This is a genomic window from Mycobacterium colombiense, assembly GCF_001953985.1.
Lineage (GTDB): Bacteria > Actinomycetota > Actinomycetes > Mycobacteriales > Mycobacteriaceae > Mycobacterium > Mycobacterium colombiense_B.
In genome coordinates this window covers 1-24868 of the sequence record NZ_MBEI01000050.1, presented here as the reverse complement: position 1 = coordinate 24868, position 24868 = coordinate 1, and the positions used below count along the sequence as shown (strand labels likewise).

Below are 24868 nucleotides of genomic sequence, written 5' to 3'. Positions count from 1 at the left end.
CGAATGCTCCTAGAGAGTTCCGCCCGCGAAGCGCAGTCACCGACGGCCTAACAAAGCAAGTGCTTGGTAGGTTAGCCTACAGGGCATGCAGGACGTCGAGGAGTTCCGGGCGGAGGTCCGCCAATGGCTCGCCGACAATCTGGTCGGCGAATTCGCAGCTCTCAAGGGCCTCGGTGGGCCCGGCCGCGAGCACGAGGCGTTCGAGGAGCGCCGGGCATGGAACCAGCATCTCGCCGCGGCCGGGCTGACCTGCCTCGGCTGGCCGGTCGAGCACGGCGGCCGGGGCCTGTCCACCGCGCACCGGGTGGCTTTCTACGAGGAATACGCCAAGGCCGACGCCCCGGACAAGGTCAACCACTTCGGCGAGGAACTGCTCGGCCCCACGCTGATCGCCTTCGGCACGCCCGAGCAGCAGCAGCGCTTCCTGCCGCGCATCCTCGACGTCACCGAGCTGTGGTGCCAGGGCTATTCGGAGCCCGGCGCCGGCAGTGACCTGGCCAACGTGGCGACCACCGCCGAACTCGACGGCGACGAATGGGTTATCAACGGCCAGAAGGTGTGGACGTCGTTGGCGCACTGGGCGCAGTGGTGCTTCGTGGTCGCGCGCACCGAGAAGGGGTCCAAGCGCCACGCCGGGCTGTCGTATCTGCTGGTGCCGCTGGATCAGCCGGGCGTGGAGGTCCGCCCGATCATCCAGCTGACGGGCGACTCGGAATTCAACGAGGTGTTCTTCGACGACGCCCGCACCGAGGCCGGCCTGGTGGTCGGCGAGCCCGGTGACGGCTGGCGGGTCGCGATGGGGACGCTGACCTTCGAGCGGGGCGTGTCGACGCTGGGACAGCAGATCCGTTACGCCCGTGAGCTTTCCAATCTGGCCGAGCTCGCCCAGCGCACCGGTGCCGCCGACGACCCATTCATCCGCGAGCGGCTGACCCGGGCGTGGACCGGGCTGCGGGCCATGCGCAGCTACGCGCTGGCCACCATGGACGTCGAGCAGCCCGGCCAGGACAACGTGTCGAAGTTGTTGTGGGCCAACTGGCATCGCGATCTGGGCGAGCTGGCCATGGACGTCATCGGCAAGCCGGGACTCACGCTGACCGACGGCGAGTTCGACGAATGGCAGCGCCTGTTCCTGTTCACCCGCGCCGACACCATCTATGGCGGATCCAACGAGATCCAGCGCAACATCATCGCCGAGCGGGTGCTCGGCCTACCCCGAGAGGTCAAAGGATGAGTCTGTCCGAAGCTCCCAAAGAGATTGCCGGACACGGACTTCTGCAGGGCAAGGTGGTGGTCGTCACGGCCGCCGCCGGCACCGGCATCGGCGCGTCGACGGCACGACGGGCGCTGGCCGAGGGTGCCGACGTGGTGATCTCGGATCACCACGAACGCCGGCTGGGGGAGACCGCCGACGAGCTCGCCGCACTGGGACAGGGCCGAGTCGAAAGCGTGCTGTGCGACGTGACGTCGACCGCGCAGATCGATGCGCTGTTCGCCTCGGCCACCGCGCGGATGGGACGCGTCGACGTCCTGGTGAACAACGCCGGGCTGGGCGGGCAGACCCCGGTGGTCGACATGACCGACGAGGAGTGGGACCGCGTCCTGGACGTCACCCTCACGTCGGTGTTTCGCGCCACCCGCGCGGCGCTGCGCTACTTCCGCGACGCGCCGCACGGCGGGGTGATCGTCAACAACGCCAGCGTCCTCGGCTGGCGCGCGCAGCACTCGCAGTCGCACTATGCCGCGGCCAAGGCCGGGGTGATGGCGCTGACCCGTTGCAGCGCAATCGAAGCCGCCGAATACGACGTGCGGATCAATGCGGTGTCGCCGAGCATCGCGCGGCACAAGTTCCTGGAGAAGACGTCGTCGTCGGAGTTGCTCGACCGGCTGTCGGCCGGCGAGGCCTTCGGGCGGGCCGCCGAGCCGTGGGAGGTGGCGGCAACCATCGCGTTCCTCGCCAGCGACTACTCCAGCTACCTCACCGGCGAGGTCATCTCGGTTTCCAGCCAGCACCCGTGAGCTGCGTCTCGCTGACGCCGGCGGTTTCGCTGCGCCGAGGCTTGGCACGGGGCCCAGGGGCCGGGAAATCACACCGCGGTGGCCAAGCAAGCGCTTGGTTGATACTCTGATCGGGTGGACCGAGTGCCCGGTCAGGCCAACAGCCGGAGAGACGAGCTACTGGAGCTCGCCGCGACCATGTTCGCCGAGCGTGGATTGCGTGCCACCACCGTGCGCGACATCGCCGACAGCGCGGGCATCCTGTCCGGCAGCCTGTACCACCACTTCTCCTCCAAGGAGGAGATGGTCGACGAGCTCTTGCGCAGTTTCCTGGATTGGTTGTTCGCGCGCTACCGCGAGATCGTGGACAGCGAGGCCAATCCGCTGGAGCGGCTCAAGGGATTGTTCATGGTGTCGTTCGAGGCGATCGAGCACCGGCACGCGCAGGTCGTCATCTACCAGGACGAGGCCCAGCGGCTCTTGTCCCAGCCCCGGTTCTCCTACATCGAGGACATGAACCGGCAGCAACGCAAGATGTGGCTCGAGTTGCTCAATCAGGGCGTGGAGGAGGGCTGCTTTCGGCCCGACCTCGACGTCGACCTGATCTACCGCTTCATCCGGGACACCACGTGGGTGTCGGTGCGCTGGTATCAGCCGGGCGGGCCGCTCACCGCGGAGCAGGTCGGCCAGCAATACCTCGCCATCGTTCTGGGCGGAATTACTGCGGAATCAAAGAAGATCGAAGAAGGAGTCTGAAATGCCACGTGTCGGCGACGATGCAGAGCGAAGCGATGAGGAGGAGCGACACAATGACTGAGGCGTACGTCATCGACGCTGTGCGTACCGCGGTCGGCAAGCGCGGCGGATCGCTGGCCGGGGTTCACCCGGTGGATCTGGGTGCCCTGGGCTGGCGCGGACTGCTTGACCGGGTCGACGTCGACCCCGCCGCCGTTGACGACGTGATCGCCGGCTGTGTCGATGCCATCGGCGCGCAGGCCGGCAACATCGCCCGCCTCTCGTGGCTGGCCGCCGGCTATCCCGAAGAGGTTCCCGGCGTCACCGTCGACCGGCAGTGCGGTTCCAGTCAGCAGGCCATTTCCTTTGGCGCACAGGCGGTTCTGTCCGGCACGGCCGACCTGATCGTCGCCGGCGGCGTGCAGAACATGAGCCAGATCCCGATCTCGTCGGCCATGACGGTGGGCGAGCAGTTCGGATTCACCTCGCCGACCAACGAGTCCAAGCAGTGGCTGCACCGCTACGGCGACCAGGAGATCTCGCAGTTCCGCGGTTCGGAGCTGATCGCCGAGAAGTGGAACCTGTCTCGCGAGGAGATGGAGCGCTACGCGCTGACCAGTCACGAGCGTGCGTTCGCGGCTATCCGGGGCGGCCACTTCGACAACGAAATCATCACCGTCGAAACGGAATCCGGGCCGTTCCGGGTTGACGAGGGCCCACGTGAGTCGTCGCTGGAGAAGATGGCCGGCCTCAAGCCGCTGGTCGAAGGGGGCCGGCTGACGGCGGCCATGGCCAGTCAGATCTCCGACGGTGCCAGTGCGGTGCTGCTGGCGTCCGAAAAGGCCGTCAAGGAGCACAATTTGACGCCGCGGGCGCGTATCCACCACATCAGCGCCCGCGCCGCCGACCCGGTCTTCATGCTGACCGGGCCCATCCCGGCGACCCGCTACGCGCTGGACAAGGCCGGGCTGTCCATCGACGACATCGACACTGTGGAGATCAACGAGGCGTTCGCGCCGGTGGTGTTGGCGTGGCTCAAGGAGATCAAGGCCGACCCGGAGAAGGTCAATCCCAACGGCGGCGCGATCGCGCTCGGTCACCCGCTGGGTGCCACCGGCGCCAAGCTGTTCGCCACCATGCTCAACGAGCTGGAGCGCATCGGCGGGCGCTACGGCCTGCAGACGATGTGTGAAGGCGGCGGCACGGCCAACGTCACGATCATCGAGCGTCTTTAATCGCCTGGGACGGGCGAGCGATCAGCCCCGGGTCGGATCGAACTCGAGTACCTGGGTGAGCCGAATGTTGTTGCCGGACGGGTCACGGAAGGAAGTGTCGATGCCGTACGCCTGCCGGGTGGGAGGATCGTTGAATGTGACGCCACGGGCGGACAATTCGTCGTAACGAGCTTGGCAATCGTCGGTCTCCAAAAACAAGGTGCCGCCTGCCCCCTTGGCCACCAGTTCGGCCAGTTGTGTGCTGGACCCAGCGTCGAGCATTGGCGGTTTTGGAACGGGCATCAGCACCAGCCCGACGTCGTCTTGCCCTACGGGTCCGACGCACAGCCACCGGAAGTTCCACGCCTCCATCGTCACATCCGCTCGGATCTCCCAGCCGAGCGTCTTGGTGTAGAACTCCAGTGCCGCGTCTTGGTCATGCACCCAGAATTGGGCGTTAGCGATCTTGAGCATCGGTTCTCCTGACTTTGGTCTGTCGTTCTGAAGCTACGGAGGTTGCGGGTTCGCAGTCTTCTCGAAACGTGCGGTTTTGCGGTCGCCCGTAGGCCAGCACGACACAGCGTGGAATCCGCACGTGGCGGACGGCCGGCGGGAACTTGTTCCGGTACGCCTGCGGCGTGCAGCCGAACATGCGGCGAAAGCTGGTGGTGAACGAGCCGACGCTTTCCCAACCGACGGCGAAGCACACAGCGGCGACCGTCCAGTCGGTGGTGCGCAGCAACGCTGCGGCTCGTTCGAGCCGCCGCGTCAGGAGGTACTGGTGCGGCGACTCGCCGAACGTCTGCTTGAAGCGCCGACTGAAGTGGGCAGGTGATAGGCCTGCCGCCGCTGCCAGATCGGCGACGGAGAGTCGCTCGGGATAATGCGCGTCGACCAGGTCTTTGGCGCGAAGAAGATGCCGGGCTGTTGGTGCAGCTGCCACTTTCATAGTGTGCCGGACATGCAAACGGTCAGTGGGTTGCCACGACCAGGCCGATGCTGCCCAGGGCGAGTAGCCAACTCGTGAAGCTGCCGACCAGGAAGTACTCGGTCACCTCGTCGATGCCGACGCCGCCGTTGCGGCTTTTTTGAGCGTTCAATTCGGGAAACCGGATGATGCCCTTGGCGGCGACGACGGCGCTGGCCGCGGCCACCTGTCCGCCGACGCCAAGGCTCAGGATCAGCAGGCGCTCCATCGGTCCCAACAGCCTGCCGCCCTTGAGCCGATCCGACGGCTGCGGCTCACCGGCCGGGCGCACCGCGCCCACCGAGCCAAGCACCAAGCGCACCAACTGATTTGCGGTGGCGAACTGGACGAGAACCACGCCGACGAGCATCAGCAGCCGGGTGGGCGCGACATGGTCGAGCGGCAGGTGAACCCAGGCCGACCACCGCGCGACGGCGCCGTTGGCCGGCGAAGACCAGCCGGACGACACCGCCAGCAGCGCCAGCGCGGAGCCGAACACGGCCAATGGCGCGCCTTGCGCGGTGCCGCTGCGCTCGCTTCGCGCGCATAGCCATTCCCAGGCGATCACCGCCGCGGCCGCCACCACCAGCAAAGCGATGTCGCCGGCATGCCACAGGGCCCCCAGCGCCGCACACCCCAGCACCACCACCGGCCCGATCAGCAGCGGCGGCCAGACCGCACGGGTCGCCCGCCGGCAGAGGTCGGCGACTCCCAATGCGATGAGAAAGACCGCGATGGCGCTCACGGCAGGCTCCGAAGATATTGGCTGGCAAGGACAATCAGATCCAGGCCATCGCGGCTGGCGCGCTGGGACACCGCCGACGGGCTGATTCCCTCGTCGGCGGCGAGCTCCTTCTTGGTCCGGCCTGTCATCAACCCCGTCACAATCCGCAACGACCTCTCATCGAGCGATCCAAGCAGATGGTCCCGACAAATCAGGGCCGCGTTGACCGCGGCGACGTCGTCGCGTGTGTCGCTATCCGCCCGAAACGTCGTGCGCACCAGCTGGAATCCCGGCTGCCGCTGGGCCGCTGCGGTCTGCTGGATGGCCTCTCGCGCGGTCCACCAGCCCGGTCCGTCCTGGATTCCCGCGTCGGCATCCAGAACGGTGACCGTGCCCCAGCCGATGCCGAACCGGACGTCGACGTCGGGGCCGACGGTCAGCCGCAGCGACAGCGCGGCATCGATCGCGGCACCCACGGTCGGGTAGCTGCCCTGAAACTCGTCGCCGACCGTGAACGCCGGTGGGTCGATGGCGTCGCCGGCGGCGTGCCGCAGGGCGCTCGCCAGGGCCCGGTGCAGCTTCGAGCGGTCGGTGGCGCGCCGGGAGCCGACGACGTCGCCGATGAGGGTCGCCCGGGGTGAAGAATACTGCTTCATCCAGACCATATGAAGAGTATAGCTTAATAAGTAAAGACTTTAGCTATACACTTCAATAGCCCGACCGGGGCCGGTTACGGCCCCTCCACCAGCCCGGATGCCGCTTGCAGGTGTTTGATCGCGTCACGCACGATCGAATCGATCAGCTCGGCGCACGACGGCAGGTCCTCGAGAATGCCGGCCACCTGTCCGGAAGCCAGCACGCCGGCATCGGTGTTCCCGTCGACCAGGCCGGCTTTCAACAGCATCGGCGTGTTGGCCGCCATCACCACCTGCGACCAGGTCAGCTCCTTGCCGTGGCGCATCGCCAGGCCGTCGCTGATCATCGATCGCCAGGTCATCTGCGACATGTGCTTGAACTTGGCGGCGTTGCGCACCGCGGCGGTCAGACCCCTGATCGGCGTGCCGTTTTCCAGCTTCTCGACCAGGCCGGTGCGCAGCACCCGGTGGGGCATGCCGTCGACACGCGTGGTGACGACCGTCCCGTCCAGCGCCGATTCCAGGTAACGGCGTTTCACCGCATCCGGCACGGTGGAATCCGAGGTCAGCAGGAAGCGGGTGCCCATCGCGACCCCCGCGGCGCCGTAGCTCAGCGCGGCGGCTAGGCCGCGTCCGTCGAAGAATCCGCCGGCCGCGATCACCGGAATCCCGGTGCCCTGCACGGCGTCCAGCACCGAGGGTAGCAGCAGGGTGGTGGCGACCGGCCCGGTGTGCCCGCCGCCCTCGCCGCCCTGCACGATCATCGCGTCGGCGCCCCAGCTTGCCACCTTGCGCGCATGCTTGGCCGCACCGATCGACGGAATCACCACGGCCCCGGCCTCTTTCAGCCGGGCGATCAGCTCCTGCTTGGGTGCCAGCGCGAAGGAGGCCACCTTCACGCCCTCGCGGATCATCAACTCGACCCGGTCCCCGGCGTCGGCGGCGTCGGCGCGCATGTTCACGCCGAACGGCTTGTCGGTGGCGGCCTTGACCTTGCTGATGGCCGTCGCCAACTCGTCGAGCGTCATGGTGGCCGATGCCAGGATGCCCAGCCCGCCGGCGTTGGCGGTGGCCGCCACCAGCCGGGCACCGGCAACCCAGCCCATCCCGGTTTGGACCACCGGGTGCTCGACACCGACCAGCTCGGTCAGCGGCGTGCGCAGCCTCATACCCGCCGCCGACGATGCAGAGCGAAGCGATGAGGAGGAGGCGGAATAATCATGAACGGATCTCTCTGTCGCGCAGCGACTTCGGGTCGATGACCTCGCGGATCAGGCGCAGCTCGTCGTCGGTCGGCAGTCGCGTCTCCTCGGCGCCGTCCAGGCCGTGGATTTCGAACGACGTGTTCTCGCGCACCTCGTCGGCCGCGACGCCGGGATGCAGCGACACCGCCCGCATGGTGCGGTCCGGCCCGCCGAAGTCGAACACACCGAGGTTCGACACCACCCGATAGGTGTTGGCGAAACGAAACGCCGGGTTGTCGGCGTCCACGTTGTCCCAGCCGATTCCGCACACCACGTCGACCTTCTCGCAGAACACCCGCTTGGAGTGGTTGCCCACCCAGTAGCTGGTCGCGTGGTTGATGGCGTTGCCGGGCGCACCGCGGACACCGAACATCTGCCGCTTGGGTTGCTGCAGCGGTCCGAACGCCGAGATGTTCTGATTGCCAAAGCGGTCAACCTGATTGGCGCCCATCACCACGTGGCGACGGCCCCAGGCCAGCGTCTCGAACACCCGGCCGAACGGCATCCAGCCCTCGACGGGAGCGGACGCGCCCAGGGCCGGGGTCTCGGCCAACAGCTGCGCCTCGCCGTCGGTCAGCAGGATGTCCGGTGAGAAGGTCAACCGGGCCAGCCGCGCGCCGACCGAGGCCATGTTGGTCATCGGGCTGACCATGATCTCGCCTGCGTCCCGGAACAATTCGGCGCAGGCGACCGCGCAGATCTCGGGTCGGGTGATCGCTTCGCCGCTCATGACGAGGCCTCCTCTTTGAACGCGCGCACGGCCGCCTGATAGTCCTCTTCGCTGCCCGACAGGAAGGTCTGCACGAACTGCCGCCAGCCCTCGTCCGTCGAGGCCGCCTCGGCGTAGTGCCGCTGAAACTTCTCGTCGCGGCCGTAATCCGGTGCGGCGGTAGTGAAGTGGGCGCCGCCCGGCGCTTCGACCACACCGTCGACCATCATGCGGTTCACCAGCAGCGCCTGCGGGGGCACTGCCTTGACCAATTCCTGGGTAGGCACGACGCGCTCCACCGACAAGAAGCGCTTCTCGGCGGCCATCAGGAACAGGTCGTCGAAGTACGGGTCGATCCCGGTGTAGGCCGCATTGCCTTGCGCGTCACCGAGATTGAGGTGCGCGAACGCGGCATCCAGGCGCAGCGCCGGCATCGCGATCAGGGTCTCGTGCCCACCGCCGGGCGCCGGATAGGGGCTGGTCACCGTCTGCAGCTCACCTTCCCAGAAGTCCAGCACCGAGCTGCCCAGCCCGGCGCGGATCGGCAGGAACGGCAACCGTTGCGCGGCGGCCTGCAGTCCGCAGCGCAGCATGCCCTCGTCCATCTCCCGGGCCTCGATCGCGCCGTTGGCACGGGCCTTGGCGAACCAGGGGTCGTAGAAGGGCGGGGAGTCCAGCGAGACGAATCCGTAGTAGACCCGCTTGACCTTGCCGGCCGAGCACAGCAGGCCCAGGTCCGGCCCGCCGTAGGTGACCACCGTCAGGTCGGTGATGTCGGTACGCAGCAGCGCGCGCACGAACGCCATCGGTTTGCGCCGCGATCCCCAGCCGCCGATACCGATCGTCATGCCGCTGCGTAATTGCGCGACGGCCTCGTCAAGAGTGGTTCGCTTGTCGCTCAAGACTTCTCACCCTTCGTCGTACCGGCGAACGCGTCACGGTGCTCGTCGGACACCCCGGCGAGGTTGAGCTCGAACGTAAAGCCTTGCTCCATGCGGTAACTCGAGTTGACTCGTTGCACGTCGATCAGGTTCAGCGCTTCCTTGGCCGCGCGGATGACGCGGGTGTCCTTGGCGGCGATGTCGCGCGCCACCCGCAGGGCGGCCTCGTCGAGCTGGTCGCGAGGCACCACCTCGTGCACCGAGCCGAAGTGGTGCAGGGTGGCGGCGTCGACGGTGGCCGCGGTGAAGAACAGCCGCCGCATCATGTGCTGCGGAACCAGTCGTGACAGGTGCGTCGCCGCGCCGAGCGCGCCGCGTTCCACCTCCGGCAGCCCGAAGGTGGCGTCGTCGGAGGCCACGATGACGTCGGAGTTGCCGACCAGCCCGATGCCGCCGCCCACGCAGAATCCGTTGACGGCGGCGACGACGGGCACCGCGCACTCGTAGACCGCGCGGAACGCGGCGAAGCAGCCGCGGTTGGCGTCGATCAGCGCGGTGAATCCCTCGGTGCGCTGCATCTCCTTGATGTCGACCCCGGCGTTGAAGCCGCGGCCCTCCGCGCGCAGGATCACCACGTGGGTGTTGAGATCTTGGCCGGCCGCGGTGATGGTGTCGGCAAGTTCGAACCAGCCGCGCGACGGGATGGCGTTGACGGGCGGGAAGTCGACGGTGACCGCGACGATGCCCGGTTCGGTGATTGTGGATGTGATGGGCAAGGTGCCACTTCCTTGTGGGTAACTACCTAAGCAAGCACTTGCTTGGTACGCTAGCACAGTGACTCGCGCCGAAGCATCCGACGCCATCAATTTGGGGCTGGCCGGGCGGGTGGTTCTCGTCACCGGCGGTGTCCGCGGTGTGGGTGCCGGCATCAGCTCCGTTTTCACCAAGCAGGGCGCCACCGTCGTCACCTGCGCGCGGCGGGCGGTCGAGGGTTTGCCCTACGAATTCCACTCGTGCGACGTCCGCGACGACGACGCCGTCAAGGCCTTGATCGACACCATCGTGGACCGGCACGGGCGCCTCGACGTCGTCGTCAACAACGCCGGGGGATCGCCCTACGTGCTGACCGCGGAGTCCAGCGCCAAGTTCAACCGCAAGATCATCGAGCTGAATCTGATTGGTGCGCTGTCGGTTTCGCAGCACGCGAACGCTCACATGCAAACCCAGCCGCAGGGCGGGTCGATCGTCAACATCTGCAGCCTCAGCGGCCGCCGGCCGTCCCCCGGAACGGGCGCCTACGGTGCGGCCAAGGCCGGCCTGGAAAGCCTGACACAGACCCTGGCGGTGGAGTGGGGTCCGAAGGTCCGGGTGAACGCCTGCGTGGTCGGCATGGTGGAGACCGAGCAATCCGAACTGTTCTACGGCGATGCCGACTCAATCGCCGCGATCTCGAAGAATGTGCCACTCGGGCGGCTGGCCGAGCCCGCCGATATCGGTTGGGCCGCAGCCTTTCTGGCCTCCGACGTAGCTTCCTATATCAGCGGGGCCTCGTTGGAGGTGCACGGCGGCGGCGAGCCGCCGCACTATCTGGCCACCACGAACGCGAACGCGATCAAGTAGAGGAGACAAAAACTATGGGAGTGGTTGACGGCCGCGTCGTCATCGTCACCGGAGCGGGCGGCGGTATCGGTCGCGCGCACGCGCTGGCCTTCGCCGAAGAAGGCGCGCGTGTGGTGGTCAACGACATCGGGGTGGGCCTGGACGGTTCGCCGGCCGGCGGCGGCAGCGCCGCCCAGAGTGTCGTCGACGAAATCACCGCCGCCGGTGGTGAAGCCGTCGCCGACGGATCCAACGTCGCGGATTGGGACCAGGCGGCGAGCCTGATTCAGACCGCCGTCGAAAGCTTCGGCGGCCTGGACGTTTTGGTGAACAACGCCGGCATCGTCCGCGACCGGATGATGGCCAACACCAGCGAAGAGGAGTTCGACGCCGTCATCGCCGTGCACCTGAAGGGACACTTCGCCACGATGCGCCACGCCGCGTCGTACTGGCGGGGGCTGTCCAAGGAGGGCAAGACCGTTGACGCGCGGATCATCAACACCAGTTCGGGCGCCGGCCTGCAGGGCAGCGTCGGGCAGGGCAACTACAGCGCCGCCAAGGCCGGCATCGCGGCGATGACGTTGGTCGCCGCCGCCGAGATGGGGCGCTACGGCGTCACCGTCAACGCCATCGCGCCCTCGGCCCGCACCCGCATGACCGAGACGGTGTTCGCCGAGATGATGGCGACGCAGGACCAGGACTTCGACGCCATGGCGCCGGAAAACATTTCACCGCTGGTGGTTTGGCTGGGCAGCGCCGAATCGCGCGACGTCACCGGAAAGGTGTTCGAGGTCGAGGGCGGCAAAATCCGGGTCGCCGAGGGCTGGGCGCACGGGCCCGAGATCGACAAGGGCGCGAGATGGGACCCCGCGGAACTGGGGCGCGTCGTCGCCGACCTGCTCGCCAAGGCGCGCCGACCGGTCCCGGTCTACGGCGCCTAGCGCGGCTCGCACACCACCAGCGGGATGACCCGGTCGGCGGTCTCGCGGTATTTGCGATAGGGCGGGTACATTCGCGTCAATCGTGGCCAATACCGTTCGCGCTCAGCGTCGGTGGCGTCGCGGGCGACCAGGTCCAGACGCTGGGCGCGGATCTGCACCCGCACGTCGGGATTCTCCTTGAGGTTGAGGTACCACGGCGGATCCTCGTCGCGCCCAGCGAAGGACGCGGGCAGGATCACCCGCTCGCCATCGCGCAGGTACAGCGTCGCGGTGGTCCGCGGCTCGTCGGACTTGCGTCCGGTGGTGGTCAGCAAGGCCGCCGGGAACCGCAGCAGCTTAGCACCCACCTTGCCGTTGGTTCGCCGGTACACCCAGATATGGGCGCGCGCGAAATACTTGAGCAGCAGCGCAATCGGGCGCGAGTTGCGAATCCAGCGGCGGTCGGACATGGTGCCCAGATGATTCCCCGGCTGGGCGAAATGGAAACTCAGGGGTCGCAGATGACGACCGGGATGACCCGATCGGTCCACGCCCGGTAGTCGTCGAACGAGGGATACATGGCGTCCAGCTTCGGCCAGTACTCGGCGCGTTCCGCCTCGGTGGCATCGCGCGCCTGCAGTTGCAGGACCTCGTCCTTGATCTGCACGGAGACTTTGGGATTGGCCTTGAGGTTGAGGTACCACTGCGGGTGTTTGTCGCTGCCGCCCTTGGAGGCGACCAGGATCACCCGGTTCCCCTCGCGCAGGTAGAGCAGTGGGCTGACGCGCGGTTCGCCGCTCTTGCGGCCGGTGGTGGTGAGCAGCGCGACCGGAGCCTTCTGGAAGGTGTCGCCGAACCTTCCGTTGCTGCGCTGGTAGATCCACGTGTTGCCCTTGGCCATCCATTTGATGATGAAGCTGACCCAGGGCGCATTCAGTGAACGTGGCTTCGGTTTCGGCATGGGAGCTCCTTGACGTCCCTAACGCTGGATAAACGGTTGGAAGCGAACCTTGATGTGGTGGATTTCGGCCTTCCCGCTCGGGCTTTCGGCCGGAATCACGAAGGTCTCGTTGACGTGCGCGGCGAGCCGCCGGCCACCGAACGCCGCCTTGGTCAGCACCTGGTACGACGCGTGCACGCGGTCGCCGTCGATGCGGTAGTCCGGCGGCGTCGTCTCCGCGAGCAACCGGTACTGCAGCCCGCGATTGAGGCTGCGCCGCAGGTGATTTCCGGAGAAACCGTTCTTGATTCCCTGCTCGATGCGGGTGCACCCGCGCGCGAACGGAACGGCGTCACCGTCGTGGTTGACCAACGCGTCGATGTAGGCCTGCGCCGCGGCGATGCGGCTGTCGTCGGAGACGCTCACCAGGAATCGGAACGACCGAGCGCTAGATGCGCTCGATGATGGTGCCGGTCGACAGGGCGCCGCCGGCGCACATGGTGATCAGCGCGGTGGTCTGGTCGGTGCGCTCCAGCTCGTGCAGCGCGGTGGTGATCAGCCGGCTGCCGGTGCTGCCGACGGGATGGCCCAGCGCGATCGCCCCGCCGTTGACGTTGACCTTGGCCATGTCCGGGTCGTGCACCCGCGCCCACGACAGCACGACGGAAGCGAATGCCTCGTTGATCTCGGTGATGTCGATGTCGCCCATCTTCATCCCGGCCTTCTCCAGCACCTTCGCCGTCGACTGCACCGGGCCGTCCAGGTGGTAGTACGGCTCGGCCCCGACCAGCGCCTGGCTGACGATGCGGGCCCGCGGCCGCAGGCCCAGCGCCTTGGCCTTGTCCTCGTCCATCCACAGCACGGCCGCCGCGCCGTCGGAGATCTGCGACGACGTTCCCGCCGTGTGGATTCCGCCCTCGAGCACCGGCTTCAGCGAGCTCAGGCCCGACAGCGTGGTGTCGCGCAGGCCCTGGTCGCGGCTGATGGTGACGCGCTCGGACGTCGGTTGCTTGTTCTCGTCGAGCGCCGGGGCCTCGATCGGGGAGATCTCGCGGTCGAAGCGGCCCTCTTCCCAGGCCTGCTTGGCCTTGGTCTGAGACGCCAGGCCGAACTCGTCGATGTCTTCACGGGTGATGCCGCGCCGCTTGGCGATCCGCTCGGCCGCGGTGAACTGGTCGGGCAGGTCGATGTCCCACGATGCGGGCCGCAGGATGGTGCGGTCCGGACCGGCGTTCGCGCCGAGCCCGACCCGGCTCATGGCCTCGATGCCGCACGCGATGCCGATGTCGATCGCGCCCGCCGCGATCAGACCGGCGACCAGGCCGTTGGCCTGCTGACCGCTGCCGCACTGGCAATCCACCGTCATCGCGCCGACGTGCTCCGGCAGCCCGGCCACCAGCCAGCTGACCCGGCTGATGTTGTTGGACTGCTCGCCGTACTGTGTCACGCAGCCGCCGATGACCTGTTCGACGTCGCCGGCGTCGATGCCGGCCTTCTCGACCAGCGCCTTCTGGACCGCACCCAACAGCTCGGTGGCGTGCAAACCGGACAGCCATCCGTTTCGTTTGCCGATGGGGCTGCGAGTGGCTTCAACGATGACAGGGTTACCCATTCCGTCAGGCTAGAACACGTTTCATTACTCTGACAAGCGAGGATGGTGACCTGCCTTTTATCTGCGCAGGAGGCGTGTTTTACTGGCACTAGAACACGTTGCAATTGAGGAGCGCATACACATGGCACCCCCCAACATTCCCGCCGACTTCGACTTTCTTGACCCCGACGTCAACCTTGCCGGGTTGCCCGTCGAGGAACTTGCCCAGCTGCGTAAGGCAGAGCCGATCCACTGGGTTGACATCCCGAATGGCGCGGGCGGGTTCGAGGACCACGGATATTGGATCGTCACCAAGCACGCCGACGTCAAGGAGGTGTCCAAGCGCAGCGACATCTTCTCCAGCTGGATGAACGGCGCCATCCCGACCTGGCCGCCGGAGATGAAGCGTGAGCAGGTCGAGCTGCAGCGCAGCGTCATGCTCAACATGGACGCTCCGCACCACACCCGGCTGCGCAAGATCATCTCCCGCGGGTTCACGCCGCGCGCCATCGGACGGCTGGAAGCCGAACTGGCCCAGCGCGCCCAGAACATCGCCGAGACCGCCGCGAAAGAGGGCAGCGGTGACTTCGTCGAACAGGTGTCGTGCGAGCTGCCCCTGCAGGCCATCGCGGGTCTGCTGGGCGTCCCGCAGGAGGATCGCGACAAGCTCTTCCGCTGGTCCAACGAGATGACCGGTGGCACCGACCCCGAGTACGCCACCGTCGACCCCGCGCAGTCGTCGATGGAACTGATCATGTACGCGATGGCGATGGCGGCGGAGCGCAACCAGAACCCCACCGACGACATCGTCACCACGCTCATCCAGGCCGACATCGACGGCGAGAAGCTCTCCGACGACGAGTTCGGCTTCTTCGTGGTGATGCTGGCCGTAGCGGGCAACGAGACGACGCGGAACTCGATCACCCACGGCATGATCGCGATGGCGGACAACCCCGATCAATGGGAGCTCTTCAAGAAGGAGCGCCCGGCGACCGCGGCCGACGAGATCATCCGTTGGGCCACACCGGTTTCGGCCTTCCAGCGCACCGCCAACGAGGACACCGAGTTGAGCGGCGTGCGGATCAAGAAGGGCCAGCGGGTGGTGATGTCGTACCGGTCGGCCAACTTCGACGAAGAGGTCTTCGAGGACCCGCACAGCTTCAACATCCTGCGCGACCCGAACCCGCACGTCGGATTCGGCGGCACCGGAGCCCACTACTGCATCGGTGCGAACCTGGCCCGCATGACGATCAACCTGATCTTCAACGCGGTCGCCGATCACATGCCGGATCTCAAGCCGATCGGCGAGCCCGAGCGGTTGCGGTCGGGCTGGCTCAACGGCATCAAGCATTGGCAGGTCGACTACGCCGGCAAGCCCGCGGTGACGCCCTGATGGACTTCGATCTCACCGCGACGCAACAGGCCGTCGCCGATGTGGTGACGTCGGTGTCCGAGCGCGAATTGAGCTGGGACGCTTTGGTCAGTGGCGGTGTGACGGCGCTTCCGGTGCCCGAACGTCTCGGTGGGGACGGGGTGGGTCTGCCCGAGGTCGCCACGGTGCTGACCGAGATCGGCCGCCACGGCGCGATCACGCCGGCCCTGGCCACCCTCGGTTTCGGTGTGCTGCCGCTGCTTGATCTGGCCTCCGACGAACAGCAGGACCGGTTTTTGGCCGGCGTCGCCAAGGGCGCGGTCCTCACCGCCGCCCTCAACGAGCCGGGTACCGCGTTGCCGGACCGTCCGTCGACCACGTTCGCCAACGGACGGTTGTCGGGCACCAAGGTCGGCGTCGGCTATGCCGGACAAGCGGATTGGATCCTCGTCACCGCCGACAGCGCGGTGGTCGTGGTGTCGTCGAAGGCCAACGGGGTCGAGGTGGTTCAAACCCCGACCTCGAATGACTCCGAGGAGTACACGGTCACGTTCGCCGACGTCGCGGTTGCAGACTCCGACGTTTTGGCGGGCGCGACGGCTTCCCGGGTCAACCAGTTGGTGCTGGCCGCCATCGGCGCCTACGCCGACGGGCTGGTGGCCGGGGCGCTGCGGCTGACCGCCGACTACGTGGCCAACCGCAAGCAGTTCGGCAAGCCGCTGTCGACGTTCCAGACCGTGGCCGCCCAGCTCGCCGAGGTCTACATCGCCTCGCGGACCATCGGTTTGGTGGCGAAGTCGGTTGCCTGGCGGTTGTCGGAGGGCAGGGACGCCGACGACGACCTGGATGTGCTCGGCTACTGGATCACCTCCCAGGCGCCGCCGGTCATGCAGATCTGCCATCACCTGCACGGCGGGATGGGAATGGACATCACCTATCCGATGCACCGGTACTACTCCACGATCAAGGACCTGTCCCGGCTGCTGGGTGGTCCGTCTCATCGTCTCGATCTGGTGGGAGCGCAATGTTCATAGACCTGACTCCGGAGCAGCGCCAGCTGCAAGCGGAACTGCGGGAATACTTTTCGAACCTGATCTCGTCCGACGAGATGAAGGCGATGGAGCAGGACCGTCACAACGAGGCCTACCGCGCGGTGATCCGGCGGATGGGCCGCGACGGCAAGCTCGGCGTCGGATGGCCAAAGGAGTTCGGCGGCTTGGGCTTCGGCCCGATCGAGCAGTCGATCTTCGTCAACGAGGCGCACCGGGCCGACGTGCCGCTGCCCGCGGTGACGTTGCAGACGGTCGGCCCGGTTCTGCAGCAGTTCGGCAGCGACGAGCAGAAGAAGAGGTTCCTGCCGGCCATCCTGGCGGGCGAGGTGCACTTCGCGATCGGCTACACCGAGCCCGAGGCGGGCACCGACCTGGCCTCGCTGCGGACCACCGCCGTTCGCCATGGCGACGAGTACATCGTCAACGGGCAGAAGATCTTCACCACCGGTGCCCACGACGCGGACTACATCTGGCTGGCCTGCCGCACCGACCCGGAAGCCGTGAAGCACAAGGGTATTTCGATCCTGATCGTCGACACCAAGGATCCCGGTTACTCCTGGACTCCGATCATCCTGTCCGACGGCGCGCACCACACCAACGCCACCTACTACAACGACGTACGGGTGCCCGCGGAAATGTTGGTCGGCGAGGAGAACGGCGGATGGCGGCTGATCACCACCCAGCTCAACAACGAGCGGGTCATGCTGGGCCCGGCGGGCCGCACCGCCGGCATCTACGACCGGGTGCACGCCTGGGCGTCCAAGCCGGGCAGTGACGGCGTCACGCCGATCGACCACCAGGACGTCAAGCGGGCGCTCGGTGAGATCCACGCGATGTGGCGGATCAACGAGCTGCTCAACTGGCAGGTGGCCGCCGCGGGCGAGGACATCAACGTGGCCGACGCCGCGTCGACGAAAGTCTTTGGCACCGAGCGCATCCAGTACATCGGCCGGCTCGCCGAGGAAATCGTCGGCAAGTACGGCAACCCCGCCGATTCCGACACCGCCGACCTGCTCAACTGGCTGGACTCCCAGACCAAGCGCAACCTGGTCATCACCTTCGGCGGGGGCGTGAACGAAGTGATGCGCGAGATGATCGCCGCGTCCGGCCTCAAGGTGCCGAGGGTGCCTCGATGACGGATATCAAAGAAGCGGTCGCGGAAATCACCGCCACCGTCGTCGCTAAGCCGCGGGATGCCCGGGATCCGGTGAACCAGCCGACGATCAACAACTGGGTCGAGGCGCTCGGCGATGCCAACCCGATCTACGTCGACGAGGCCGCCGCCAAGGCCGCCGGTCATCCCGGCATCGTCGCACCGCCGGCCATGATTCAGGTGTGGACCATGTTCGGACTGGGTGGGGAACGACCGACCGACGACCCCATGGGCCCGATCATGAAGCTGTTCGACGACGCGGGCTACATCGGGGTGGTCGCGACCAACTGCGAGCAGACCTATCACCGGTATCTGCGTCCGGGCGAGCAGGTCACCGTCCACTCCGAGATGCGCGACGTAGTCGGCCCCAAGCAGACCGGGCTCGGCGAGGGCTGGTTCATCAACCAGCACATCACCTGGCGGGTCGGCGACGAGGACGTCGCCGAAATGGCTTGGCGCATCCTGAAGTTCAGACCACGCGAGGATTCCGGCACCGCCGGCTCCGTTCCGCAGGACCTGGACGCCGATGCCATGATGCGTCCCGCGGTGTCGCGCGACACCGCCTTCTTCTGGGAGGGCGTCAAAGCGCACGAACTGCGGATCCAGCGCCTCGCCGACGGCACCCTCCAGCACCCGCCGGTGCCGGCGGTGTGGCAGGACAAGGCCGAGCCCATCGACTACGCGGTGGCCAGCGGTCGCGGCACGGTGTTCAGCTTCGTGGTGCACCACGCGCCGAAGGTGCCCGGTCGCACACTGCCGTTCGTGATCGCACTGATCGAATTGGATGAGGGCGTTCGGATGCTCGGCGAGCTACGCAACGTCGACCACGCCGAGATCAAGATCGGAATGCCGGTCCGCGCAACCTATATCGACTTCCCGGCCGGTGAGTCCGGCCCGGAGTGGAGCCTCTACGCCTGGGAGCCGGACGCATGAGCGCACCTGCTGTGGAAGTAGGCACCGTTCTGCCCGAGCTCAAGCTGGAGGGCACGCCGACGTTCATCATCTCGACGGCCCTGGCCACCAGGGACTTTCAGGACGTGCACCATGACCGGGACCTGGCCCAGGCCAAGGGTTCCAAGGACATCTTCGTCAACATCCTCACCGACACCGGCCTGGTGCAGCGCTACGTCACCGACTGGGCCGGCCCGACGGCGCGGATCAAGTCGATCGGGCTGCGGCTCGGCGTGCCGTGGTACGCCTACGACACCGTCACCTTCTCCGGTGAGGTGACCGCCATCGACGACGGCCTGATCACGCTGAAGGTGTTCGGCCGCAATAGCCTTGGTGATCACGTCATCGCGAACGTGACGCTCACGATCGGGGGTTCGTAGATGTTGTCGGGTAAGGCTGCGATCGTCGGCATCGGCGCCACCGACTTCTCCAAGGACTCCGGACGCAGCGAGCTGCGGCTGGCGGCCGAGGCGGTGCTGGATGCGCTGGACGACGCGGGGCTGAGCCCCTCGGACGTCGACGGGCTGACCACGTTCACGATGGACACCAACAACGAGACCGCGGTGGCGCGTGCGGCCGGCATCGGTGACCTGAAGTTCTTCTCGCAGATCGGGTACGGCGGCGGTGCCGCGTGCGCGACCGTCCAGCAGGCGGCGATCGCCGTGGCCACGGGGGTGGCCGAGGTCGTCGTCGCGTACCGGGCGTTCAACGAGCGTTCGGGCATGCGGTTCGGTCAGGTGCAGACCCGACTGGTGGGAAACGCCGGCGCGCAAGCTGATTCGACGGCGGCGGACAACTCGTTCTCCTACCCGCACGGGCTGTCCACGCCGGCCGCACAGGTCGCCATGATCGCCCAGCGATATATGCATCTGTCCGGTGCGACCAGCCGGGACTTCGGTGCGATTTCGGTGGCCGACCGCAAGCATGCGGCCAAGAACCCGAAGGCGTATTTCTACGAGAAGCCGATAACCATTGAGGACCACCAGAATTCGCGGTGGATCGCCGAGCCGCTGCGGCTGCTGGATTGCTGCCAGGAGACCGACGGCGCGGTCGCTATCGTCGTGACATCGCCGGAGCGGGCGAAGGATCTCAAGCAGCGACCGGCGATCATCGAGGCGGCGGCCCAGGGCTCCAGTCCCGACCAGTACACGATGGTCAGCTACTACCGGCCCGAGCTCGGCCTGCCCGAGATGGGTGTGGTGGGCCAGCAGCTCTGGGGGCAGTCGGGGTTGAAGCCGACCGACATCCAGACCGCGATCCTTTACGACCACTTCACGCCGTTCACCCTGATTCAGTTGGAAGAGTTGGGATTCTGCGGCAAGGGCGAGGCCAAGGACTTCATCGCCGACGGTGCCATCGAGATCGGTGGGCGACTGCCGATCAACACCCACGGTGGCCAACTCGGCGAGGCCTACATCCACGGGATGAACGGCATCGCCGAGGGTGTGCGGCAGCTGCGGGGCACCTCGGTCAACCCGGTGCCGGACGTCGAGCACGTCCTCGTCACCGCCGGAACCGGTGTGCCCACCTCGGGCCTGATCCTGGGCTAGGGGCCTAACGCCGCGCGAGTGTGCGGCTAGCCCCTCTCCCGGCGAGCAGGCCCGTCGAGCGTGAAGTTAGTTGCGCACTCGCGGCCGAGCGTGAAACTAACTGCACATTGGACGAGTGAAGTGACGGTGCGAGCGACTCGTGCGACGCTGCCGCCATGGGAGAGCCGTTCCTCGGCAGTGAAGCCGTTGCTCGAGGCACACTGACCAGAGGCCGGCTGAGCACGGGCTATGTGCGGCTTTTCCGAGATGTTTACGTGAGGCGGGATGCGGACATCACTGCGGCCATGCGAGCGAGAGCCGGCTGGTTGTGGTCCGGGCGCCAGGGCGTGGTCGCCGGGTTCGCCGCCGCGGCGCTACACGGGAGCAAATGGGTCGACAGCTTGACGGTGGTGGACCTCATCCACGACAACCGCCATCCCCAGGCTGGAATCAGAGCACACGGCGACCGGATCGAGGACGACGAGATCTCCGTTATAGGAGGAATCCCGCTGACCTCGGCAGCCAGGACAGCCCTCGATATCGGCTGCTGGTATTCGACTACAGCGGCGGTTGCCGGCATCGACGCGTTGGCCCGCGCAACGGGAATCAAGGCGGCCGACGTCGATTTGCTTGCGCAAAGGTACTCGCGCCGCCGGGGCATCGTGCAGGCGCGCAAGGCCATCGCACTATTCGACAGTGGGGCGCAGTCTCCGAAGGAGTCGTGGCTGCGGATTGTGCTGGTACAAGCGGGCTTACCGCCACCGCAGACGCAGATCCCGATCAGCGATGAGTCTGGCGATCTTGTGGCCTATCTCGACATGGGTTGGGAAGAACTAAAGGTCGCGGTCGAGTATGACGGTGATCATCATCGGACGAATCGGCGTCAGTATGGATGGGATATTCGTCGCTCAGAAATGCTGCAGCGACGCGGTTGGATTGTGGTGAGGGTGGTCGCGGGCGACCGGCCAGCCGACATCATTCGCCGGGTGCAAGCGGCTCGCGCTCTGCGAGCGTGAAGTTAGTTTCACGCTCGCCGCCGAACGTGAAAATAGTTTCACACTCGGCGAGAGAAGACCGGCGCTCGGCGAGAGAAGCGCAGAAGGCGTTACGCGGGGATCAGTTCGACGCCCGACAGCACGACGGCGTTGTCGCGCGAGGGCGCGACGACGCTGGCCAGGAAGCGGCCGTTGTCCTTCCAGATGCCGACCTTCAGCGTTTCGCCGGGGAAAGCCACCCCGGCGAAACGTGCGCCGTAGGCTGCCACCGCTCCGGTATCGCCGTCGAGCAGCGCATCGGTGATCGCCTTGCAGGTCATGCCGTAGGTGCACAGCCCGTGCAGGATGGGCTGGGAAAACCCTGCGGCAGCGGCGAATTCGGGATCGGAGTGCAGCGGATTGCGGTCGCCGCACAGCCGGTAGAGCAGCGCCTGCTGCGGCAGAATCGGCACGTCGACCTCGAGATCGGGGGCACGGTCGGGCGCGCCGTCCGACGTCGATGGCCCACGCTCGCCGCCGAATCCGCCTTCGCCGCGGGCGAAGATGGACCGGCGCTGCGTCCACAGCAGCGTGCCGTCCGGCGCGGTCACCGTCGTCTCGCTCCAGATGACGGCGGCCTTGCCCTTGTCCCAGATGTCCGTGAACCGGGTGACGGCCTTGGCCGAGCCCGACGGCGGCAGCGGGGCGGGCGCCTCGACCCGCTCGCTGGCGTGCAGCACCTTGCTCAGCTCGATGTCGATGCCGGGGAACTTGACGGTCGGCGGCTTCGTGACGTGGAAGGTGGCGGCGACGTTGCCGAACGTCGGCAGCACCTGCGGGGTGTCGTCGATCAGGTAGCGCAGCTCGCGCGGGTCCACCGGATCGGCACCGGCACCCAGCCCGAGGTGGTAGAGCTGCACATCGCTGCTGGCCCAAGAGAATTCGATGGGATCCAGCTCGGCATTCAGCGCGACGTCTACGTCGATGGGCATCTCAGCGCTCCTCCGCAATGTGCAACGCCGCCAGGTAGCCGAACGTCATGGCCGGTCCGATGGTGCCACCCGGACCGGGGTACGTGTGGCCCATCACCGGAGCACTGACATTGCCCGCGGCGTAGAGGCCTTCGATGATACTGCCGTCGTCGCGCAGCGCCCGGCCGTGGATGTCGGTGCGGATGCCACCCTTGGTGCCCAGATCACCGGGCACCATCTTGGCCGCGTAGTACGGCGCGTGACTGATCTCGCCGAGGTTGGGGTTGGGCTTGTTGGTCGGGTCGCCGTAGTACTTGTCGTAGGCGCTCTCGCCGCGCTGGAAGTCGGCGTCGATGCCGGAGCGGGCGAAGCCGTTGAAACGTTCCACGGTTGCGGTGAATTCGTTCACCGGAAGGCCGGCCTTCTGCGCCAGCTCCGCAAGGGTGTCGGCGGTGATGATGACGCCCGATTCCAGCCACTTGCGCGGAATGCGTTGTCCGGGCTGCAATCCCGCGAAGATGTAGCGGTCCCGGTACTGCTGGTCGAACACCAGCCAGGCGGGGATGTTCTCGCCCGGTCCCGGGCCCTGACCGTATTCGCCGCCGTACATGTGATGGCACGCCTCGACGTAGGGCATCGACTCGTTCATGAACCGCTTGCCCGACATGTTGACGATGATCGACCCCGGCGAATTGCGCTCGGACAACGCGAACCAGGGCGCCCCCACCAGCGGGACGGTCGGCCCCCACCAGGCGTCTTCCATGATGTCCAGTGCGGCGCCGAGCTTTTCGCCCGCCAGAATCCCGTCGCCGGTGTTGGCCACTGCGCCGACGGTCCACTCGGTGGTGATCGGTGCGCGCTGGTATTTCACCCGCATCTGTTCGTTGTGCTCGAACCCGCCCGACGCCAGGATCACACCGCGCCGCGCCCGGATCAGCCGGGGCTCACCCGATTCGGCATCGCCGGCGCCGCGCACGTAGACACCACGCACCACCCCTTCTTCGACGTAGAGGTCGGTGAGCGCGGTGTTGAGCACGACCGGAACCCCGGCCCGCTGCAACCCGATCCGCAGCGGCCCGATCAACGCCCGGCCCATGCCGACGAGGTTCTTGCCTGTCGCCTTGGCCCACATGGTGCGCGCCCCGACTTTCAGGCTGCGCAGCACACCGCGCGGGTGACGCTTGAGCTGGTTCAGCCGCACGTAATCCTGTTGCATCACCACGACGTTGAGCGGGACCTTGCCGTAGGCCGGCTCCAGGCCGGCTTCGTCGGCACCGAGCTTGCGGGCGTTGAACGGCTTCGGCTCGATCGATCGGCCCTCCGCGCGGCCGCCCGGCGACTCGGGGTAGTAGTCGGAGTACTTCGGCACCCAGCACATCTTCAGCGGGGTGTGCTTCAGCACAAACGACAGCATCTCGGGGCCGCGCTCGAGATAGGTATCGATGCGCTCCGGCTCGACGACGTTGCCGACGATCCCGTGCAGATAGGTGCGGGCGGCCTCGGCGGTATCGCGGACCCCGTCACGCTTGAGGACTTCGTTATTTGGGATCCAAACGCCGCCGCCTGAGCGTGCGGTCGAACCGCCGAAGTGTGGGGCCTTCTCGATGACTATGGTGGAAAGACCCCGGTGAGCGGCGGTAAGGGCGGCCACCATGCCGGCCCCGCCGCTCCCGACCACGACGACGTCGTACTCCTGCGCTGACATGTAGAACACGTTATAGAATTGCCCCGGGCGGCCGCTACTGGCCCGGTCGACCGTACGAGGAGACGTGAAAAAATGCTCAGTGTTGCCACGCGCGACGAGCTAGCTGCCGACTTGGCGCAAGCCGAGCGGAGCGGCGAGCCGATCGCCCCGCTTACCGCCGCCTACCCGGACATCGACGTCGTCGACGCCTACGAGATTCAGCTGATCAACATCCGCCAGAGAGTCGCGGAAGGGGCCCGGGTGCTGGGCCACAAGGTCGGGCTGTCGTCGTTGGCGATCCAGCAAATGATGGGCGTCGACGAGCCGGACTACGGACATCTGCTCGACGAGATGCAGCTGTTCGAGGACACCCCGGTCAAGGCGAACCGCTACCTGTATCCCCGGGTCGAGGTCGAAGTCGGGTTCGTCCTGAACGCGGACCTGCCGGGAGCCGGCTGCACCGAGGACGACGTGCTGGCTGCCACCGAGGCGCTCGTCCCCTCGATCGAGCTTATCGACACCCGGATCACGGACTGGAAGATCGAACTCTGCGACACCATCGCCGACAATGCGTCGTCGGCGGGTTTCGTGCTCGGTGAGGCGCGCGTTTCCCCCCGTGACATCGACGTCAAGGGGATCGACGCCGTGTTGCGTTGCAACGACGAGGTCGTCGCGGAAGGCCGTACCGACGCGGTGCTGGGCAATCCGGTTACCGCGGTGGCCTGGCTGGCCCGCAAGGTGGACGGCTTCGGTGTCCGCCTGCGCAAAGGCGACGTGGTACTGCCCGGATCGTGCACGCGGGCGATCGACGCACACCCCGGTGACAACTTCGTCGCCGACTTCGCGGGCCTCGGTTCCGTGCGTTTATCGTTCGAATAAGCTCGAATTAAATCGTCTAACTTAAATCTCAAAAGCTTCGAAAAGGGGCATCATGCCGACTAAGGCGAGTGTGGCCATTGTCGGGTCGGGGAATATCAGCACTGACCTGCTCTACAAGTTGTTGCGTTCGGATTGGCTGGAACCGC

27 protein-coding genes and 2 pseudogenes are annotated in these 24868 nt (G+C 66.7%); 15 read left to right on the top strand and 14 right to left on the bottom strand.

Features of this window, described 5'->3' with window-relative positions:
- The first annotated feature begins 85 nt into the window (after window positions 1–85).
- The 4 genes from ipdE1 (at window position 86) to fadA6 (ending at window position 3968) form a co-directional block, all read left to right on the top strand.
- On the top strand, window positions 86–1234 hold the full coding sequence (ipdE1, locus tag A5732_RS12820) for an acyl-CoA dehydrogenase IpdE1 (protein ID WP_076102377.1): 1149 nt from the start codon (window positions 86–88) through the stop codon (window positions 1232–1234).
- Entirely contained in the window at window positions 1231–2019 is a 789-nt protein-coding gene (gene ipdF / locus A5732_RS12815) for a (5R,7aS)-5-hydroxy-7a-methyl-1-oxo-2,3,5,6,7,7a-hexahydro-1H-indene-carboxyl-CoA reductase (protein WP_064952008.1), read from the top strand. The genes ipdE1 and ipdF overlap by 4 nt, the downstream gene beginning before the upstream one ends.
- A 114-nt stretch (window positions 2020–2133) precedes the next feature.
- Window positions 2134–2754 carry a TetR family transcriptional regulator KstR2 gene (kstR2, locus tag A5732_RS12810; RefSeq protein WP_075236389.1) on the top strand — a complete coding sequence of 207 codons (621 nt, stop codon included), beginning with the start codon at window positions 2134–2136 and terminating at the stop codon, window positions 2752–2754.
- Between the two features lie 53 nt (window positions 2755–2807).
- On the top strand, window positions 2808–3968 hold the full coding sequence (fadA6, locus tag A5732_RS12805) for a steroid 3-ketoacyl-CoA thiolase FadA6 (protein ID WP_076051583.1): 1161 nt from the start codon (window positions 2808–2810) through the stop codon (window positions 3966–3968).
- Between the two features lie 21 nt (window positions 3969–3989).
- On the opposite strand, the gene A5732_RS12800 is transcribed toward fadA6, so the two are convergent.
- The 8 genes and pseudogenes from A5732_RS12800 to echA20 form a co-directional block, all read right to left on the bottom strand.
- The gene (locus A5732_RS12800; protein ID WP_064952005.1) at window positions 3990–4421 is read right to left on the bottom strand and encodes a VOC family protein; all 432 of its coding nucleotides are present in this window, start codon (window positions 4419–4421) and stop codon (window positions 3990–3992) included.
- Window positions 4405–4890, bottom strand: coding sequence for a helix-turn-helix domain-containing protein (locus tag A5732_RS12795; protein ID WP_216351578.1), 486 nt, complete (start codon window positions 4888–4890; stop codon window positions 4405–4407). Before A5732_RS12795 ends, A5732_RS12800 begins: the two co-directional genes overlap by 17 nt.
- Window positions 4891–4918: 28 nt before the next feature.
- Window positions 4919–5659: a hypothetical protein gene (locus A5732_RS12790; protein WP_076102375.1), complete on the bottom strand. Its 741-nt coding sequence runs from the start codon at window positions 5657–5659 to the stop codon at window positions 4919–4921.
- Window positions 5656–6294 (bottom strand): SatD family protein, encoded by a 639-nt coding sequence (locus A5732_RS12785; RefSeq protein WP_142256599.1) that lies wholly within the window; start codon window positions 6292–6294, stop codon window positions 5656–5658. The genes A5732_RS12790 and A5732_RS12785 overlap by 4 nt, the downstream gene beginning before the upstream one ends.
- A 74-nt stretch (window positions 6295–6368) precedes the next feature.
- Window positions 6369–7454: pseudogene (locus A5732_RS12780) on the bottom strand (nitronate monooxygenase); the annotation flags it as partial.
- Window positions 7455–7491: 37 nt separating this feature from the next.
- Window positions 7492–8247 (bottom strand): cholesterol ring-cleaving hydrolase subunit IpdB, encoded by a 756-nt coding sequence (gene ipdB, locus A5732_RS12775; protein WP_064952001.1) that lies wholly within the window; start codon window positions 8245–8247, stop codon window positions 7492–7494.
- Window positions 8244–9128, bottom strand: a complete 885-nt coding sequence (gene ipdA / locus A5732_RS12770; protein WP_076102372.1) for a cholesterol ring-cleaving hydrolase subunit IpdA — start codon at window positions 9126–9128, stop codon at window positions 8244–8246. The genes ipdB and ipdA overlap by 4 nt, the downstream gene beginning before the upstream one ends.
- Window positions 9125–9883 (bottom strand): (7aS)-7a-methyl-1,5-dioxo-2,3,5,6,7,7a-hexahydro-1H-indene-carboxyl-CoA hydrolase, encoded by a 759-nt coding sequence (gene echA20, locus A5732_RS12765; protein ID WP_076051588.1) that lies wholly within the window; start codon window positions 9881–9883, stop codon window positions 9125–9127. The genes ipdA and echA20 overlap by 4 nt, the downstream gene beginning before the upstream one ends.
- A gap of 58 nt (window positions 9884–9941) precedes the next feature.
- Between echA20 and A5732_RS12760 the strand changes: the two genes are divergently transcribed.
- On the top strand, window positions 9942–10727 hold the full coding sequence (locus A5732_RS12760; RefSeq protein WP_171975014.1) for an SDR family oxidoreductase: 786 nt from the start codon (window positions 9942–9944) through the stop codon (window positions 10725–10727).
- Between the two features lie 14 nt (window positions 10728–10741).
- Window positions 10742–11647, top strand: a complete 906-nt coding sequence (locus A5732_RS12755; protein WP_076051589.1) for an SDR family oxidoreductase — start codon at window positions 10742–10744, stop codon at window positions 11645–11647.
- On the opposite strand, the gene A5732_RS12750 is transcribed toward A5732_RS12755, so the two are convergent.
- From A5732_RS12750 to A5732_RS12735, 4 genes are read right to left on the bottom strand one after another with little or no spacing between them, the layout of a single operon-like run.
- Complete coding sequence (locus tag A5732_RS12750) at window positions 11644–12096, bottom strand: nitroreductase family deazaflavin-dependent oxidoreductase (protein ID WP_076051590.1); 453 nt, start codon at window positions 12094–12096, stop codon at window positions 11644–11646. The genes A5732_RS12755 and A5732_RS12750 overlap by 4 nt on opposite strands.
- A gap of 38 nt (window positions 12097–12134) precedes the next feature.
- Window positions 12135–12587, bottom strand: a complete 453-nt coding sequence (locus A5732_RS12745) for a nitroreductase family deazaflavin-dependent oxidoreductase (protein ID WP_064951996.1) — start codon at window positions 12585–12587, stop codon at window positions 12135–12137.
- 18 nt (window positions 12588–12605) lie between these two features.
- Window positions 12606–12995 (bottom strand): hypothetical protein, encoded by a 390-nt coding sequence (locus A5732_RS12740; protein WP_171975015.1) that lies wholly within the window; start codon window positions 12993–12995, stop codon window positions 12606–12608.
- 19 nt (window positions 12996–13014) lie between these two features.
- Window positions 13015–14178 (bottom strand): steroid 3-ketoacyl-CoA thiolase, encoded by a 1164-nt coding sequence (locus tag A5732_RS12735; RefSeq protein ID WP_065050856.1) that lies wholly within the window; start codon window positions 14176–14178, stop codon window positions 13015–13017.
- A gap of 121 nt (window positions 14179–14299) precedes the next feature.
- Between A5732_RS12735 and A5732_RS12730 the strand changes: the two genes are divergently transcribed.
- The 7 genes from A5732_RS12730 (at window position 14300) to A5732_RS12700 (ending at window position 21230) form a co-directional block, all read left to right on the top strand.
- Window positions 14300–15550 (top strand): cytochrome P450, encoded by a 1251-nt coding sequence (locus A5732_RS12730; protein WP_076051592.1) that lies wholly within the window; start codon window positions 14300–14302, stop codon window positions 15548–15550.
- Complete coding sequence (locus A5732_RS12725; RefSeq protein ID WP_076051593.1) at window positions 15550–16563, top strand: acyl-CoA dehydrogenase family protein; 1014 nt, start codon at window positions 15550–15552, stop codon at window positions 16561–16563. The genes A5732_RS12730 and A5732_RS12725 overlap by 1 nt, the downstream gene beginning before the upstream one ends.
- Window positions 16554–17717 carry an acyl-CoA dehydrogenase FadE29 gene (gene fadE29 / locus A5732_RS12720; protein ID WP_076051594.1) on the top strand — a complete coding sequence of 388 codons (1164 nt, stop codon included), beginning with the start codon at window positions 16554–16556 and terminating at the stop codon, window positions 17715–17717. Before A5732_RS12725 ends, fadE29 begins: the two co-directional genes overlap by 10 nt.
- Window positions 17714–18667 carry a bifunctional MaoC family dehydratase N-terminal/OB-fold nucleic acid binding domain-containing protein gene (locus tag A5732_RS12715; protein ID WP_076051595.1) on the top strand — a complete coding sequence of 318 codons (954 nt, stop codon included), beginning with the start codon at window positions 17714–17716 and terminating at the stop codon, window positions 18665–18667. The genes fadE29 and A5732_RS12715 overlap by 4 nt, the downstream gene beginning before the upstream one ends.
- Window positions 18664–19065, top strand: a complete 402-nt coding sequence (locus tag A5732_RS12710) for a MaoC family dehydratase (RefSeq protein ID WP_065050846.1) — start codon at window positions 18664–18666, stop codon at window positions 19063–19065. The genes A5732_RS12715 and A5732_RS12710 overlap by 4 nt, the downstream gene beginning before the upstream one ends.
- A complete protein-coding gene (locus tag A5732_RS12705) occupies window positions 19066–20235 on the top strand; it encodes a lipid-transfer protein (RefSeq protein ID WP_076051596.1) in 1170 nt (389 codons plus the stop codon).
- Between the two features lie 155 nt (window positions 20236–20390).
- A complete protein-coding gene (locus A5732_RS12700) occupies window positions 20391–21230 on the top strand; it encodes a hypothetical protein (protein WP_076051597.1) in 840 nt (279 codons plus the stop codon).
- Between the two features lie 89 nt (window positions 21231–21319).
- Here A5732_RS12700 and A5732_RS12695 read toward each other — a convergent pair whose 3' ends face one another.
- Window positions 21320–22180, bottom strand: coding sequence for a MaoC family dehydratase (locus A5732_RS12695; protein WP_076102371.1), 861 nt, complete (start codon window positions 22178–22180; stop codon window positions 21320–21322).
- A gap of 1 nt (window position 22181) precedes the next feature.
- The gene (gene kstD, locus A5732_RS12690) at window positions 22182–23864 is read right to left on the bottom strand and encodes a 3-oxosteroid 1-dehydrogenase (protein ID WP_076102398.1); all 1683 of its coding nucleotides are present in this window, start codon (window positions 23862–23864) and stop codon (window positions 22182–22184) included.
- A 72-nt stretch (window positions 23865–23936) separates the two neighbouring features.
- Here kstD and A5732_RS12685 point away from each other — a divergent pair, with 72 nt between their 5' ends.
- Both A5732_RS12685 and A5732_RS27045 read left to right on the top strand, forming a co-directional pair.
- Window positions 23937–24722, top strand: a complete 786-nt coding sequence (locus A5732_RS12685; protein WP_064882156.1) for a 2-keto-4-pentenoate hydratase — start codon at window positions 23937–23939, stop codon at window positions 24720–24722.
- Between the two features lie 52 nt (window positions 24723–24774).
- Window positions 24775–24868 (top strand): annotated as a pseudogene (locus A5732_RS27045) (acetaldehyde dehydrogenase (acetylating)); the annotation flags it as partial.